We start from the raw sequence: 14,284 nt of genomic DNA, 5'->3' as shown, positions 1-14,284 counted from the left end.
GGAGGGTCAGTCGTTAGAGCCGCGGAACATCCGTGCCAACAGGAAGCCGCCAACAGCCGCGATGCCGATTGCAAGGCCGGGGCTCTTGCGCACCATTTCGCGCGCATCCTCGCCCAGCTCCTCGACACTCTTGGCGTCGATCCTGGCCGATGCGTCCTGCAGCGAACGCGAAGCCGAGCGCGCGTAGTCACCGTATTTCGCGCCCAGCTTTTCGTCCACGGCCGGGGCCGTGTCGAGCACCGCGCGGCCAAGAGCGAGCAGCGCCTCGGCGACCTTGCCCTTGCCATCGGTGGCCAGTTCTCCAGCCTTGCCCCTGGCCTGGACGCCATAGTTCTTCGCCTCGGCGACCCAGTCCTCGCTCTGCGTCCGCGCCTGGTTGCGGTAGGCGGCTGCACGCTCGCCCGCCTCGGACTTCAGAGCCGCCGCACCCGCCTTCGCTTCCTCGAGCGCGGCGTTGAAGCGGCTCTTTGCCACTGCGGTGTTGCTCTTTACGGCGGCGGGCTTGCGGGGAGTGGTCGAGGCCCCGGAACCAGCGACCTTGGTCGCTGGCTTGCGGGTCGACTTGGGCTTGGGGGTGCTGGTCTTGGGGGTACCGGTCTCGGCCATGATCGTTTTCCTTCTTGCCCTCGCATACAAATTCATCGCGCGCCCGGGATTGTCGGACGGCTCGAAACTGCAACGCAACTTGCGTGGCATTGTTCCGCCGCATAGAGCGCGGCTGCCTCCCGATATGGGAGTGTATTAGTCTAATGCAACACCATTCCCACGGAGCGCCGCCATGACCGCCATCATCGATATCCACGGTCGCGAAATCCTCGACAGCCGCGGCAATCCGACCGTCGAGGTCGACGTGCTGCTCGAAGACGGCAGCTTCGGCCGTGCGGCGGTGCCGTCGGGGGCTTCCACCGGCGCCCACGAAGCGGTCGAGCTGCGCGACGGCGACAAGGGCCGCTATCTCGGCAAGGGCGTGACAAAGGCGGTCGATGCGGTGAACGGCGAACTGCGCGACCTGCTTGTCGGGTTCGACGCGGAAGACCAGCGCGATATGGACCACGCGATGATCGAACTCGACGGAACCGAAAACAAGGGCCGCATTGGCGCTAACGCAATTCTGGGCGCGAGCCTCGCGGTCGCGAAGGCCGCGGCTGACGCGAGAGGCTTGCCGCTCTACAGCTACGTTGGCGGCGTGTCGGCGCACCTTCTCCCGGTGCCGATGATGAACATCGTCAACGGCGGCGAGCATGCCGACAATCCCATCGACGTGCAGGAATTCATGATCATGCCGGTGGGTGCCGGCACCCTAGCCGAGGCGGTCCGCTGGGGCGCAGAGGTCTTCCACACGCTCAAGAAGGCGCTTCATGCAAAGGGCCTTGCTACCGCGGTGGGCGACGAGGGCGGCTTTGCCCCGGACCTCGCCAGCACACGGGCTGCGCTCGATTTCATCATGGGCTCGATCGAGGAGGCGGGCTTCAAGGCCGGGCAGGACATCGTCCTGGCGCTGGACTGCGCGGCGACCGAGTACTTCAAGGGTGGTAAGTACGAAATGCTCGGGGAGGGCATCTCGCTGTCGCCGCAGGACAATGCCGAGTGGCTTGCAGGGCTGTGCGACGACTATCCGATCCGCTCGATCGAGGACGGCATGAGCGAAGACGACTTTGAGGGCTGGAAGGCGCTCACCGACCGTGTCGGCGACCGGGTCCAGCTAGTCGGGGACGACCTGTTCGTGACGAACCCCCGTCGGCTCGAGATGGGAATCGGAAAAGGCCTCGCCAATTCGCTGCTGGTAAAGGTCAACCAGATCGGGACGCTGACCGAAACACTGGAAGCGGTCAGCATGGCGCAGCGTGCGGGCTACACCGCGGTGATGAGCCATCGTTCCGGCGAGACCGAGGACGCGACGATCGCCGACCTTGCGGTCGCGACCAACTGCGGTCAGATCAAGACCGGCTCGCTCGCGCGTTCGGACAGGCTGGCGAAGTACAACCAGTTGATCCGGATCGAGGAGGAATTGGGCGGAAGCGCTCGCTATGCCGGGACATCCTGCTTTGGCGGACTCGGACGCTAGGATCCGTTCGACGGACCGACGCAGGGTCCCGATCAGGGTGGTTGGACGCCGGGCTCTTCACTTCTAGACGGTTGCAGAAGCAACCGACTCGCAGGGGAGAGCCCAATTTCATGAACGCCCGCTTTTACGCCGCCCTGATGCTCGGGGTGGCCAGCGCCACGCTCGGGCCCGTCGCCTGCTCGATGGCGACCACGGATGCCGGAGTCGCCGCCGCGCCCGGCACCGAACTCGGGATCCGGAAGGACTGGATGGACACCTCGATCCACCCGGGTGACGATTTCTTTCGTTATGCGAACGGCGGGTGGATCGACGGGACGGAAATTCCCGCCGACCGTTCCAGCATCGGCGGCTTCTGGATTGCCGACCAGGCGACCGAACGAAACCTCGAGACGCTGATCGCGGAAATCCGGGAATCGGACCCCGAACCCGGCAGCGATGCCGCGAAGGTCAAGGCGTTCTACCAGTCGTTCACTGATACCAAGGCCATCGATGCAGCCGGTCTTGCTCCGCTCGAGGGCGATCTGGCGCGGTTCGGCCGCATTGCAGACAAATCGGCGCTGGCCGAAGTCCTCGGCAGCCAGACCCGCGCCGACGTGGATCCGCTGAACAACACCGATTTCCGCACCGAGAACCTGTTCGGGGTCTTCGTCACCCAGGCCCTCAAGGGCGGCGTGGTCGTCCCCTACATCCTGCAGGGCGGTCTTGGCCTGCCTGAGCGTGAGTATTACCTGTCCCCGGACCCGAAGATGACCGACCTCAGGTCGGCCTATCGAACCTATATCGCGGACCTGCTGAAGGCCGCGAATGTCTCTGATGCCGATCTCCGTGCGCGGCGAATCTACGATCTGGAGTTGAAAATCGCCCGCGCGCACGCAAGCCGCGAGGAAAGCGACGACTGGACGAAGGCGGGCACGCTTTGGAAGAAGTCCGACTTTGCCGCGAAAGCTCCCGGTCTCGACTGGGACGCCTTTTTCAGGGGCGCAAAGCTGGACGCATATGAGACTTTCGACGCGTACCACCCCGCAGCCATTGGCGGGCTGTCGAGCCTGGTGGCGAGCGAGCCGCTCGAGGCATGGAAGGACTGGCTGGCGTTCCACCAGATCAACAGTCACACCGACGTGCTGCCGTCGCGGCTCGACGATCTCCACTTCGCTTTCTACGGTCAAAAGCTGAGCGGGCAGGAACAGCAACGCCCGCGAGAAAAGCGGGCGATTGCCGCGATCAACCAATACATGGGCGATGCGCTGGGCAAGCTCTATGCGGAAAAGTACTTCCCGGCGTCGGCAAAGGCCGAGATCCAGGGGATGGTCGATGCCATCAAGGCCGCGTTTGCCCAACGGATCGAAGCGCTCGACTGGATGGCGCCCGAGACGAAGGCCGAAGCGCGCAAGAAGGTCGAGACCATGGCCGTAGGCGTAGGCTATCCCGACAGCTGGACCGATTACTCCTCGCTGCAAGTACCGGAGGGCAATCCTTACGCAGCAGTGATCGCCGCGGAAAAAGCGCGCTATGACCAGCAGCTCGCCAAGGTCGGCAAGCCGATGGACAAGGGCGAATGGTGGATGAACGCCCAGCTCGTTAACGCGGTCAACCTGCCGGTGCAGAACGCGCTCAACTTTCCCGCCGCGATCCTGCAGCCCCCGTTCTTCGATCCCGGTTGGGACCCGGCGGCGAATTATGGCGCGATCGGCGCCGTGATCGGCCACGAGATCAGCCACAGCTTCGACAACAACGGCGCCGAGTTCGATTCCTCGGGCACGATGCGCAACTGGTGGACGGCGACGGACAAGAAGCGGTTCGACGAGGCCGGCAAGGCGCTTGCCGCGCAGTACGATGCCTACGAACCGTTCCCCGGTCTGAATGTAAAGGGCGAGCTGACGCTGGGAGAGAACATTGCCGATCTGGCAGGGCTCCAGGCCGCCTACGATGCCTATCGTGCCTCGCTGAACGGGAAGGAAGCCCCGGTGATTGAAGGCTTCACCGGCGATCAGCGGTTCTTCATCGCCTATGCCCAGGCATGGGCCAGCAAGATGCGCGAAGCGGCGCTGCGCCAGCGCATCGCGACCGACGGACACGCTCCGGCGCAGTATCGCGCGCTGACCGTGCGCAACATGGATGCGTGGTACAAGGCATTCGATGTAAAGGAAAACGACACGCTCTACCTCCCGCCCGAAAGCCGGGTGAAAGTCTGGTGATGTCCTAGCCTTCTTCCGCCTCGACCTCGTGCTCGATCCGTTCGGCCACGGGTTCGAGGCGATCCATCACCTTCCTGTTCTTGGGGCTGAGCAGGTACTGCCAAACACCCCAGGCATTGATGAGCAGCAGGATCGCGTTCATCGCCGCGATCGGCAGGGCATCGCTGGTCAAACCGGACACGATCCAGGTAATCGACACGAGGCAGAACAGGACGAAACCCCAGCCCGTAACCCTGCGTCCGAGGTCGAACGCGATGAGTCCGGCCGCCATCATCGTGCCGATTGCAGCGATCCATTCCAGCGGTCCGTTCATCGCCGTCCTTCCCGTGTTTTCACGCTAGCCAAAGCTACGGGACGGGAAGGGGTTCCGAATGGCTCAGCGCGCGGCCGCGGAAAGCGTCTCGATCTGTTCGCCGGTCAGGTTGACCCGGGTGAACTCGAGCAGGTCGTCGAGCTGTTCGGCTGTGCGCGCGCTGGCGATTGGGGCGGGAATTCCCGGTTGACGGACCAGCCAGGCCAGCGCGATCGCGGCGTGGCTGGCTCCGGTTTCGGCGGCGACCGCATCCATTGCCGCCAGTACGCGAGGACCGCGTTCCCCGGCGAGCTGCTTCGCGCGCGCCCCGCGCACCGACTGAGAGAAGTCCTCATCGTTACGGTACTTTCCCGTGAGATATCCCGAAGCGAGTCCGAAATAGGGCAGCATGACCAGTCCGTGCTCGATAACGCTCGCCTGTAGATCCGAGCCGTAGGCGTCGCGCGCCACGAGGTTGTATTCGTTCTGAAGCGCGGAGAACGCAGCGGTCCCGCTCGACTGCGCAGCGTCGAGCGCGTCCTCGAGCCGCTGGACGTCAAAATTCGACGCGCCGATCGCCCCGGCCTCACCCGCACTCACCGCGCCGCCGAATGCCTCGACGATCTGCTCAATTGCGAGTTCGGGAAAGTCCTTGTGCGCGTAATAGAGGTCGACGCGGTCGGTCCCGAGCCGTTCGAGCGAGGCGTCGAGCGACCGAAGCACGCGAGCCGGTTCGTAAAGCTCCTTGCCGCCCAGCATGCCGGTCTTGGTGTGCAGCCGCATGTCGTCGCGGACCCCGCGGCTCGCCAGCCATCGGCCGATCTCGGATTCCGATTCGCCGCCTGTGTGTCCCTCGACCCATGCCGAGTAGACATCGGCGGTGTCGATCATCCGCCCGCCGGCTTCGTAAAACTTGTCCAGCACCGCCAGGGTATCGTCGCCCCTCGTCGACCAGCCGAACACGTTGCCGCCCAGCACCAGCGGTATCCCCGCGATGAAGCCGTGCGAGCCGGTCATGAGTACTGCTCGCCAATCGACAGGAGGGCCATCGCAGCCTTCGCGGCCTCGCCGCCCTTGTCCTTGCGGGCGGGATCGGCGCGTTCGAGCGCCTGCGCCTCGTCCTCCACGGTAAGGATGCCGTTTCCGATCGGAACGCCGTCCATAGTCAGCGCCATCACCCCGCGCGCGCTCTCGCCCGCGACGATCTCGAAATGATAAGTCTCACCGCGGATGACGACACCGATCGCGACGAACCCGTCGTACCGGCCGCTTTCCGCCACCGTGGCGATTGCGCCAGGAATTTCGAGCGCGCCGGGAACGACCATCACATCGAAGTCGTGCCCGTTGCGTTTCAGTTCGTCACCCGCACCTTTCACGAGGAGGTCGTTGAGGTGGTCGTAAAAACGCGCTTCGACGATCAGGAACTTGGCCAACGGTGGATCCTCCAGGGGTTGCTGGCGGACAGGGTGGGATTCGAACCCACGGAGAGCTTGCGCCCTCGCTGGTTTTCAAGACCAGTGCCTTAAACCGCTCGGCCACCTGTCCGTCGAACCGAGCGGCTAGCGAGCCGAATGGCGCTTGTCACGAACCCTTTGCGGTTTGCACCGTTACCATGCCTATGCGACACAAAACCATGCGCTCGAAACTCCTTGCCATCCTCGCTGCGATCCTTGCTCCCACCCTCGCAGTTCCCGCCGCGGCCCAGGACATGTCGTTCGACGCCTATCTCCAGCTCCTGATCGCGCGGGCCAGGGCTGAAGGGGTGAGCGAGGCGACGATCCAGCGCATGACCTACGATCTCACGCCCAACCGGCGCGTCATCGAACTCGACCGCGCGCAGCCCGGCACCCCATCGAGCAGCGGCGCGTTCCCCCGTCTGCAACCCTATCTCGACATCCACGTCGACGCCGCGCGGATCGGCGGGGGCCGGCGGAATTACCGCGCGCTGGGGCCGCTCTCGGCGCAGATCGAGGACCGATACGGCGTGCCGGCCAATATCGTCGTCGCGATCTGGGGGCACGAAACCAATTACGGTAGTTACACGGGGGATTTCGACCTGGCACGCAGCCTGGCGACTCTCGCGTGGGAAGGCCGCCGACGCGACCTCTTCGCGGCCGAGTTCGTCGCCCTTCTCAAGATTGCCGACAAGGGCGTAAACCGCTCCACGCTGAAAGGCAGCTGGGCAGGAGCGTTCGGCAATCCCCAGTTCCTGCCGACCATTTACCTGCGGCTGGCGCAGGATGGAGACGGCGACGGCCACCGCGACATCTGGAACAGCCGGGCCGACACGCTGGCGTCGATCGCGAATTATTTCCGCGACGCGGGCTGGCGGAAAGGGCAGCCTTGGGGCGTTCTGGCGAACGTCCCGGCTGGACTCGACTGGGCTGCGCTGAAGTCTCCGATGAATGCCCCGGTGTGCAGCCGCGTGCACGAGCGGCACAGCCGCTGGATGAGCGTGGGCGAGTGGAAGCGGCTGGGCGTGCAGCCGCTCGTCAACCTTCCCGACGATGTCACCGCCTCGCTCTTCCAGCCCGACGGGCCCGGCACCCGCGCATGGCTGTTAACCGCAAATTATCGGGTCATCCTCGAGTATAACTGCTCGAACTACTACGCGATGAGTGTGGGGTTGCTTGCAGATGAGATTGTCCGTTGATGCCGGTTTCCGGCTGTTTGCCATTGGCCTGACCACCGCGGCTCTCGCCGGGTGCGCACTGGCCGGGCGCGCGGACAGCGCGCAATCGCTGGCGACGATCGAACCCGCGGCCAGTGGGCCGGCGGCCGACTTTCCCATCGTCCTCGGCGCACCTTTCACCGTCGACGGCGTGCTCTACACGCCCGCCGATACGATGAACTACGACGTCGTCGGCTACGCCGCCATCGACGCGGCGGGCGGCGTTACCCTTGCGCACCGGACATTGCCTCTGCCGAGCTACGTCGAGGTCACGTCGCTCGTTTCAGGCAAGACGATCCTCGCGCGGGTGGAGCGGCGGGGACCCATGACGGGCGATCGGCTCGTCTCGCTGTCGGCCCCGGCCGCGTCGCAGCTCGAAGCTGGCGAGGGCACGCCTGTCCGGATCCGGCGCGTCAATCCGCCCGAAAGGGACCGCGCGGAATTGCGCGCCGGCCGCTCCGCGCCGGCGCGGATGGCAACCCCTCGATCGCTGGTGGAAGTCCTGCGGCGGAAATTGCCCGCCTCGGACGCGGCGAGCGTGCGCGCTTCGATCCCCTCGCAGCCCGATCTCGCCAAGGGTTCGCATGAACCGGTCACCGCGACTGCAGACGGGGGCCCCCGATCGACCGGAGCGTTTCCTCTGGCCCCGCTCGGCGCGGGTATCGCACCCGGGAAACCGGTCGTCGTCGCGCGCCCACGACAGGCGCCGTCCAGTACCTCTCCCGCCGCAAAAGCGGTCGAAAAGGCTGCGCCGCCTGCGTCATCAGACAGGCAAGGCTTCGTTGTCCAGGCTGCGGCCTTTGCCGTCCGCGAGAACGCCGAGAAGGCCGCCACCGCGCTTGGAGGGCATGTCAGCCAGTCGGGCCGGTACTATCGCGTAAGGACCGGGCCCTTTACGAGCAGGGGACAGGCCGAAGCCGCGCTGGCGAAGGTGCGGGCCGCCGGTTATAGCGACGCGCGAGTCTACAGCGCAGGTTGATCCGCCGGCTTCCGCCCGGCGCGGGAGTTTCATTGAACACCTTGTCCAAGTCATTGCTGGCCGCCGTGGCACTCTCTACGAGCACCGGCGCGGCGAGTGCGGATCGCCGTCCGGTCGAACCCCTAGTGCCTCCGCCCGAGGTGCCGATCGCGCTGCTGGTGGACCTGTCCTCGGGCCAGACGCTTTATGCACGCGAACCCGATCGGCGCTTCATGCCCGCTTCGATCACAAAGGTCATGACGGTGTTCACCGTCTTCGAAATGATCGAATCCGGCCAGATATCGCCCAGCCAGGAGGTCATCTTCAACGAGGCCACGTGGAAGGACTGGCATGGCGTTGGCTCGACGATGTTCCTCGAACTCAACCAGCGGGTAACGATCGATGCGCTGCTCCACGGTATCACGACCGTGTCGGCAAACGACGGCGCCGCCGCCTTGGGCGTCGGGCTCGCCGGTTCGCTGCCCCGCTGGGTCGACCGAATGAACGCGACCGCGCGGTCGATCGGCATGCACGACAGCCATTTCGGGACGCCCAACGGGTGGATGGACGAAGGACGCACGTTCGTCACCGCGCGCGACCTTGCCACCCTGGCGACGGCAATGACCACGCGCCATCCCGATCTCTATCGGCGGTATTTCGGCCACCGGACGCTCAAGTTCAACGGTTTCGAGCAGCGCAACCACGATCCGGTCACCGGCGTCGTCGACGGCGCGGACGGGATCAAGTCGGGATTCACGAACCAGGCGGGATACGGTTTTCTCGGCAGCGCGGAACGGGACGGGCGGCGGCTGGTGATGGTGATCGGCGGCGCTCCAACCTCGCGCATCCAGAAACAGGCCTCGCGCTCGTTTCTTGAATGGGGCTTCCAGGCGTTCGACAACCACGTGCTGTTCGACCGCGGGGCTCTTGTCGGCGAAGCGCGCGTCCAGGGCGGTTCGGAAAGGTCCCTCGGCCTGCTCGCGGAACGGCCGATCGGCTACGACCTTCCCGTGGGCCAAACCGGCAAGGTCGCGCTGACGATCCGCTACCAGGGACCCTTGCGCGCGCCAATCGCCAAGGGAGAGCAGGTCGCAGAACTGGAAATCGCGGTCGAGGGATTGCGCACGTCGCGCGTTCCGCTCGTCGCGGCCAGCGCCATCGAGGAAGCGAATGTCGCCGAGCGCCTCGCGAACGGCCTGGCGGGCCTGTTCTGATGCCTTCCGGGTCGCCGGCGCAGGGGCGTTTCATCGCGTTCGAAGGCGGGGAAGGGTGCGGCAAGTCGACCCAGGCTCGCCTGCTCGTCGACCGCTTGATCGCGTGCGGCATCCCCGCCGTGCTGACCCGTGAGCCGGGAGGGACGCCGGGAGCCGAGGCGATCCGCGCCCTCCTCCTCGATCCGCCGGGCGAAGGCTGGGGGACGGAGGCCGAGGCTCTGCTCTTCGCCGCCGCCCGGGCCGACCACGTGGCCCGCCTGATACGGCCGGAGATGGCCCGGGGGGCCTGGGTGGTGTCAGACCGGTTCGTCGATTCGAGTCGGGCCTATCAGGGCGGGGCAGGCGGGGTCGGGGACGACGCGGTCCGGACACTCCACGCGATCGGCAGCGGGGGCCTGCGCCCGGACCTCACAATCCTGCTCACAATCGATCCCGAAACCGCGCTCGCCCGAACCCGCGCTCGCGACGGCGACGCGGCCGACGCGATCGGTGGCCGCGATGGCGGTTACCACCGGGCAGTGGGCGAGACCTTCGCCTGCCTGGCCGCCGACGATCCCGCAGGCTTCGCCGTGATCGACGGCGCCGCCCCCCCGGCATCCGTCCACGACGCCGTGTGGCGGGTTATCAAGCCGTTCGCGGGGCTCTCATGACCCTCGTCGGGCACGATGCCGCGTGGCGAGAGTGGCGCGAGGGACTTGGCGGGGACCGCATGCACCACGCCTGGCTGCTCGCGGGCAAGAAGGGCCTCGGCAAGATGAGTTTCGCCCTTGCCGCCGCGCGCGAACTGGTCGCGGAACCCGGCATACCGCAGCCCCCGGGTCCACACCCCGACATCCTCGTTCTCACGCATCTGCCCAAGGACGAAAAGGAAGAAAGGAAGCGCGACGACGGCAAGGATTTCGAGCTGGCGCGCAACATAAAGATCGCCCAGATTCGCGAAATGCAGCGGCGGCTGACGACCCGGCCGACGCTCGGCAGCCGCCGCGCGGTAATCATCGATCCGGCCGACGACCTGGAGACGGCCTCGTCGAACGCATTGCTCAAAAGCCTCGAGGAACCGCCGGCCGGCACGTTCTTTCTACTCGTCGCGCACCGGCCCGCGCGGTTGCTGCCGACGATCCGCTCGCGCTGCAGGCTCCTTCGCTTCCCCGCGCTCGATGACGCGCTGGTTGCCAAGATTCTTCGCGACAAGGCGCCGGAGGCCAATCCCGCCACCCTCGAAGCCGCGGTCGCCGCTTCCGCGGGTTCGCCTGGTGCGGCGCTCGAGTTCGTGGCTCAGGACCTCGGTCCGGTCGACGCGCTGATGAAGCGCATAGTCGAGACCGGCGACCCGGACTTCACTCTCCGCGGAAAGCTGGCGGCAGAGATCGGCGCCCGGCCCGAACGCGCCCGGATCGCCGCGGTGCTCGACCTTGCTCGGGTGAGGCTCGCCCGCATGGCGACCGATGCCCCGCGTGCCGCGCTGGCGGGAATAGTCGATGCGCACGCGGACCTCGTGCGGCTGACTGCGCAAGCGCCGACTCACAACTTCGATCCGGGGCTGCTCGTTATGCAGATCGGCGGCTTGCTCGCCTCCGCGGCGACAGCTAGCAGCCTCGCCGATGCCTGAACCCTACTATCTCACCACCGCGATCAGCTATCCCAACGGTCGCCCCCACATCGGCCACGCGTACGAAGCGATCGCCGCCGACGTGATTGCGCGCGTGAAGAAGGCGCAAGGTTTCGACGTGCGACTGGTCACCGGAACCGACGAACACGGCATGAAGATGGCCAAGACGGCGCGCGATGCGGATCGCGACACGCTGGAATTTGCCGACGAAATGTCCGGATATTTCCGTAATATGTGCACCGCTCTTCACATCGATTACAGCGCATTCCGGCGCACCACCGAAGAGCAGCACTTCGCCGCCAGCCAGGCGATCTGGAGGGCAATGGAGGCCGCCGGCGACCTCTATCTCGACCGTTACGAAGGTTGGTACTCGGTCCGCGACGAGGCCTTCTACGGCGAGGACGAGCTGGTCGAAGGGGAGGGGGGCGCAAAACTCTCGCCCCAGGGTACGCCGGTCGAGTGGCAGGTCGAGGAGAGCTGGTTCTTCCGGCTTTCGAAATACCGGGATTACCTGATCGAACTGAACGAGCGGCCGGGCTTCCTCGAGCCGGAGAGCCGGCGCAACGAGGTGCTGGCCTTCCTCAAGGGCAATGACCTGCGCGACCTGTCGGTCAGCCGCACGAGCTTCGACTGGGGAGTTCCCGTGCCGGGCAGCCCGGGCCACGTGATGTACGTCTGGGTCGATGCGCTGACGACGTATCTCACCGGCATCGGCTTCCCCGATCGTGAAGGGGAGTTCGACCGGTTCTGGCCTGCCGACCTCCACCTTATCGGCAAGGACATCGTGCGGTTTCACGCCGTTTACTGGCCAGCCTTTCTCAAGAGCGCGGGACTGCCCGCGCCGAAGGCCATCTTCGGTCACGGTTTCCTGCTCCACCGCGGCGAGAAGATGTCCAAATCGACCGGCAACGTCGTCGACCCGCTCGAACTGGCAACCCGCTATGGAGTCGACCAGCTGCGCTATTTCCTCCTCGCTGAAGTGCCGTTCGGCAAGGACGGCAGCTTTTCGGCAGAGGCGATCGTAACCCGCTGCAACGCCGAGCTCGCTAACAGCTTCGGCAACCTTGCCCAGCGCGTGTTATCCATGATTTTCAAGAACCTTGACGGTGAATTGAAAGCCAGCCTGCCGTTCAGCGAGGCGGATGAGGTTCTGGCGGGGGTCGTCGCGACAGAAGTCGGGACGATGCGCCAGCGGTTCGAGGATCTTGCGTTCAGCGAAGGGATCGAAGCCTGGATGCGGGCGGTCTTCGCCTGCAACGCCTACGTCGACGACCAAGCCCCGTGGACACTACGCAAGACCGATCCGGAGCGAATGGCTGCCGTCCTTATGACCCTCGTTCGGCAGGTCCGTGATCTCGCAATCGCGATCCGCCCCGTGGTACCGTCGAGCATCGACGCACTGCTCGACCAGATGGGCGTCCCGGGCGATGCCCGCGATTTCGCCGCGCTCGGAGACGACGCGTGGGTCGAGCGTGTCGGCGGCTTCCGCCTCTCGCAGCCGGTCGGGGTATTTCCGCGGCTGGAGCTCCCGTCCGAGGAGCCGGCGTGAGGCTGATCGACAGCCATTGCCACCTCGAATACGAAGGTGTCGCGGAGGACCGGGAAGGGGTGCTCAGCCGGGCCCGGGAGGCCGGGGTTACCGGCATGCTGAACATCTCGACGCGGCGCAGCGAGTGGAGAACCGTCATCGGCACCGCCGAGTGCGAGCCCGACATATGGGCGAGCGTCGGGATCCATCCGCACGAGGCGGATCAGCACGCCGATCTCGGTCGTGATGCGCTCCTCGCCGCGGCGGACCATCCCAAGGTGATCGGGATCGGCGAGAGCGGTCTCGACTACTACTATGACAAGTCAGACCGCGGGGTGCAACGCGACCTGTTCCGGATGCACATCGGCGTCGCGCGCGAAACGGGATTGCCGATCATCATCCATACCCGTGACGCGGAAGACGATACCGCGTCGATCCTGGCCGAGGAAACAAGGAAGGGGGCCTTTCCGGCCCTGATTCACTGCTTCACCGCCTCGCGGGCCTTTGCGAAGACCGTCCTCGATCTGGGACTGACGATCTCTTTGTCGGGCATCGTCACCTTCAAGAACGCAAAGGAACTGCAGGAAATCGCGGCCGAACTGCCGGCGGACCGAATTCTCGTCGAAACCGACAGCCCGTTCCTTGCCCCAGTGCCCCACCGCGGGCGCCCGTGTGAGCCGGCGTTCGTTCGTGATACTGCAACGTTCGTCGCGAACCTGCGCGGCGTCGATCTCGAGGAACTTGCGGAAACGACCACCGCCAACTTCTTCGCCTTGTTCGGGAAAGCCGCCGCGTGAAGCTTATCATGCTAGGCTCGGGCACTTCGACCGGAGTGCCGCGGATCGGCGAAGACTGGGGCGAATGCGATCCTTCCGAACCGCGCAACCGGCGGACCCGCGTGTCGATTGCGGTCGAGAGTGCCGAGGGCAAGCGACTTCTGGTCGATACTTCCACCGACCTCCGGCAGCAGCTTCTCGCCAACCGCATCGAACGGATCGATGGAGTATTCTGGACCCACGACCATGCCGACCACTGCCACGGCATCGATGACCTGCGCGTCATGCGCTACGACCGATCGGGGCCGCTGCCGGGATTTGCGGCCGACGAGACCGCCCGGCGCTTGCGCGCGCGTTTCGGTTATGTCTTTGCCGGAGAACACGGTTACCCGACGATATGCGAACTCAATACCCTCGAGCGACTGCGCATATTCGCAGGTTTCGGGATCGCCCATTGCCAGATGCCGCACGGACCTGCGCAGTCGACTGCGTTTCGTTTCGATGCTGATGGAAAATCAATCGGTTACGCGACAGACTTCAGCGAGATTACCAACGCCATGGTGTCCCTGATGAAAGGGGTAGACGTCCTGGTTGTCGATTGCCTTCGTCGCCGTCCGCATCCGACCCATGCACATCTCGAAATGGCACTGTCGTTCGTCCGTCGATGCGGCGCCCGCCGCGGCGTACTCACGCATCTCGACAAATCGATGGACTACAGGACGCTCTCGGCCGAAGTCCCGCAGTCGGTCGAGGTCGGATACGATGGCCTGGAGGTGGCGCTGTGAACGAGTTCAACACGGTGCAGATCGTCGCGTTGCTGGGCTGGCTGCTGCTCGCAGGCAGCGCCTTTGCCGGATACCGGCTCGGCTGGAAGGAAAGCATTCGCATGGCGCTTCTGTGGGCGGGAATCTTCGTTGCCGTCGCCTTGGCGTTTTCCCTCGCAATGGGGTGAGAGGGCGACGGCGCTTTAAACCCA

Annotated in this window: 15 protein-coding genes and 1 tRNA gene; 11 read left to right on the top strand and 5 right to left on the bottom strand. The window is 65.4% G+C overall.

Annotated features, from left to right (window positions below):
- Positions 1-6 precede the first annotated feature (6 nt).
- Positions 7-606, bottom strand: a complete 600-nt coding sequence (locus tag ACPV3N_RS01485; protein WP_440113659.1) for a hypothetical protein — start codon at positions 604-606, stop codon at positions 7-9.
- A 172-nt stretch (positions 607-778) separates the two neighbouring features.
- Here ACPV3N_RS01485 and eno point away from each other — a divergent pair, with 172 nt between their 5' ends.
- Complete coding sequence (gene eno, locus ACPV3N_RS01480; RefSeq protein WP_440113656.1) at positions 779-2,065, top strand: phosphopyruvate hydratase; 1,287 nt, start codon at positions 779-781, stop codon at positions 2,063-2,065.
- Positions 2,066-2,175: 110 nt separating this feature from the next.
- On the top strand, positions 2,176-4,260 hold the full coding sequence (locus ACPV3N_RS01475) for a M13 family metallopeptidase (protein WP_440113653.1): 2,085 nt from the start codon (positions 2,176-2,178) through the stop codon (positions 4,258-4,260).
- 4 nt (positions 4,261-4,264) lie between these two features.
- On the opposite strand, the gene ACPV3N_RS01470 is transcribed toward ACPV3N_RS01475, so the two are convergent.
- The 4 genes from ACPV3N_RS01470 to ACPV3N_RS01455 form a co-directional block, all read right to left on the bottom strand.
- Positions 4,265-4,573 (bottom strand): hypothetical protein, encoded by a 309-nt coding sequence (locus tag ACPV3N_RS01470; protein ID WP_440113650.1) that lies wholly within the window; start codon positions 4,571-4,573, stop codon positions 4,265-4,267.
- Between the two features lie 63 nt (positions 4,574-4,636).
- Entirely contained in the window at positions 4,637-5,569 is a 933-nt protein-coding gene (locus ACPV3N_RS01465) for an aldo/keto reductase (RefSeq protein ID WP_440113647.1), read from the bottom strand.
- On the bottom strand, positions 5,566-5,985 hold the full coding sequence (ribH, locus tag ACPV3N_RS01460) for a 6,7-dimethyl-8-ribityllumazine synthase (RefSeq protein WP_440113644.1): 420 nt from the start codon (positions 5,983-5,985) through the stop codon (positions 5,566-5,568). The genes ACPV3N_RS01465 and ribH overlap by 4 nt, the downstream gene beginning before the upstream one ends.
- A 22-nt stretch (positions 5,986-6,007) precedes the next feature.
- Positions 6,008-6,097 (bottom strand) — tRNA-Ser (locus ACPV3N_RS01455).
- Between the two features lie 88 nt (positions 6,098-6,185).
- Here ACPV3N_RS01455 and ACPV3N_RS01450 point away from each other — a divergent pair.
- The 9 genes from ACPV3N_RS01450 to ACPV3N_RS01410 are packed head-to-tail and all read left to right on the top strand — an operon-like array spanning position 6,186 to position 14,260.
- Positions 6,186-7,205 carry a lytic murein transglycosylase gene (locus tag ACPV3N_RS01450; RefSeq protein WP_440113641.1) on the top strand — a complete coding sequence of 340 codons (1,020 nt, stop codon included), beginning with the start codon at positions 6,186-6,188 and terminating at the stop codon, positions 7,203-7,205.
- Positions 7,189-8,202: an SPOR domain-containing protein gene (locus tag ACPV3N_RS01445; protein WP_440113638.1), complete on the top strand. Its 1,014-nt coding sequence runs from the start codon at positions 7,189-7,191 to the stop codon at positions 8,200-8,202. Before ACPV3N_RS01450 ends, ACPV3N_RS01445 begins: the two co-directional genes overlap by 17 nt.
- A 32-nt stretch (positions 8,203-8,234) precedes the next feature.
- Positions 8,235-9,395 (top strand): D-alanyl-D-alanine carboxypeptidase family protein, encoded by a 1,161-nt coding sequence (locus ACPV3N_RS01440; protein WP_440113635.1) that lies wholly within the window; start codon positions 8,235-8,237, stop codon positions 9,393-9,395.
- Complete coding sequence (gene tmk, locus ACPV3N_RS01435; RefSeq protein ID WP_440113632.1) at positions 9,395-10,045, top strand: dTMP kinase; 651 nt, start codon at positions 9,395-9,397, stop codon at positions 10,043-10,045. Before ACPV3N_RS01440 ends, tmk begins: the two co-directional genes overlap by 1 nt.
- The gene (locus ACPV3N_RS01430) at positions 10,042-11,004 is read left to right on the top strand and encodes a DNA polymerase III delta subunit-related protein (RefSeq protein ID WP_440113630.1); all 963 of its coding nucleotides are present in this window, start codon (positions 10,042-10,044) and stop codon (positions 11,002-11,004) included. Before tmk ends, ACPV3N_RS01430 begins: the two co-directional genes overlap by 4 nt.
- Entirely contained in the window at positions 10,997-12,553 is a 1,557-nt protein-coding gene (gene metG / locus ACPV3N_RS01425; RefSeq protein ID WP_440113627.1) for a methionine--tRNA ligase, read from the top strand. The genes ACPV3N_RS01430 and metG overlap by 8 nt, the downstream gene beginning before the upstream one ends.
- Positions 12,550-13,329 (top strand): TatD family hydrolase, encoded by a 780-nt coding sequence (locus ACPV3N_RS01420; protein ID WP_440113625.1) that lies wholly within the window; start codon positions 12,550-12,552, stop codon positions 13,327-13,329. The genes metG and ACPV3N_RS01420 overlap by 4 nt, the downstream gene beginning before the upstream one ends.
- Entirely contained in the window at positions 13,326-14,093 is a 768-nt protein-coding gene (locus ACPV3N_RS01415; protein ID WP_440113622.1) for an MBL fold metallo-hydrolase, read from the top strand. Before ACPV3N_RS01420 ends, ACPV3N_RS01415 begins: the two co-directional genes overlap by 4 nt.
- Positions 14,090-14,260, top strand: coding sequence for a hypothetical protein (locus ACPV3N_RS01410; protein WP_440113620.1), 171 nt, complete (start codon positions 14,090-14,092; stop codon positions 14,258-14,260). Before ACPV3N_RS01415 ends, ACPV3N_RS01410 begins: the two co-directional genes overlap by 4 nt.
- The last annotated feature ends 24 nt before the right edge of the window (positions 14,261-14,284 follow it).

Source organism: Tsuneonella sediminis (assembly GCF_051912845.1).
Taxonomy (GTDB): Bacteria; Pseudomonadota; Alphaproteobacteria; order Sphingomonadales; family Sphingomonadaceae; genus Tsuneonella; species Tsuneonella sediminis.
The sequence above is the reverse complement of the archived record's forward strand: the minus strand, read 5'-3'. Positions and strand labels throughout refer to the sequence as shown.

Coding starts and splice junctions, on each gene's coding strand:
- ACPV3N_RS01430 (WP_440113630.1), top strand. CDS start 10,042: ATGACCCTCGTCGGGCACGATGCCGCGTGGCGAGAGTGGCGCGAGGGA.
- ACPV3N_RS01485 (WP_440113659.1), bottom strand. CDS start 606: ATGGCCGAGACCGGTACCCCCAAGACCAGCACCCCCAAGCCCAAGTCG.
- ACPV3N_RS01445 (WP_440113638.1), top strand. CDS start 7,189: ATGAGATTGTCCGTTGATGCCGGTTTCCGGCTGTTTGCCATTGGCCTG.
- ACPV3N_RS01465 (WP_440113647.1), bottom strand. CDS start 5,569: ATGACCGGCTCGCACGGCTTCATCGCGGGGATACCGCTGGTGCTGGGC.
- tmk (WP_440113632.1), top strand. CDS start 9,395: ATGCCTTCCGGGTCGCCGGCGCAGGGGCGTTTCATCGCGTTCGAAGGC.
- ACPV3N_RS01470 (WP_440113650.1), bottom strand. CDS start 4,573: ATGAACGGACCGCTGGAATGGATCGCTGCAATCGGCACGATGATGGCG.
- eno (WP_440113656.1), top strand. CDS start 779: ATGACCGCCATCATCGATATCCACGGTCGCGAAATCCTCGACAGCCGC.
- metG (WP_440113627.1), top strand. CDS start 10,997: ATGCCTGAACCCTACTATCTCACCACCGCGATCAGCTATCCCAACGGT.
- ACPV3N_RS01475 (WP_440113653.1), top strand. CDS start 2,176: ATGAACGCCCGCTTTTACGCCGCCCTGATGCTCGGGGTGGCCAGCGCC.
- ACPV3N_RS01450 (WP_440113641.1), top strand. CDS start 6,186: ATGCGCTCGAAACTCCTTGCCATCCTCGCTGCGATCCTTGCTCCCACC.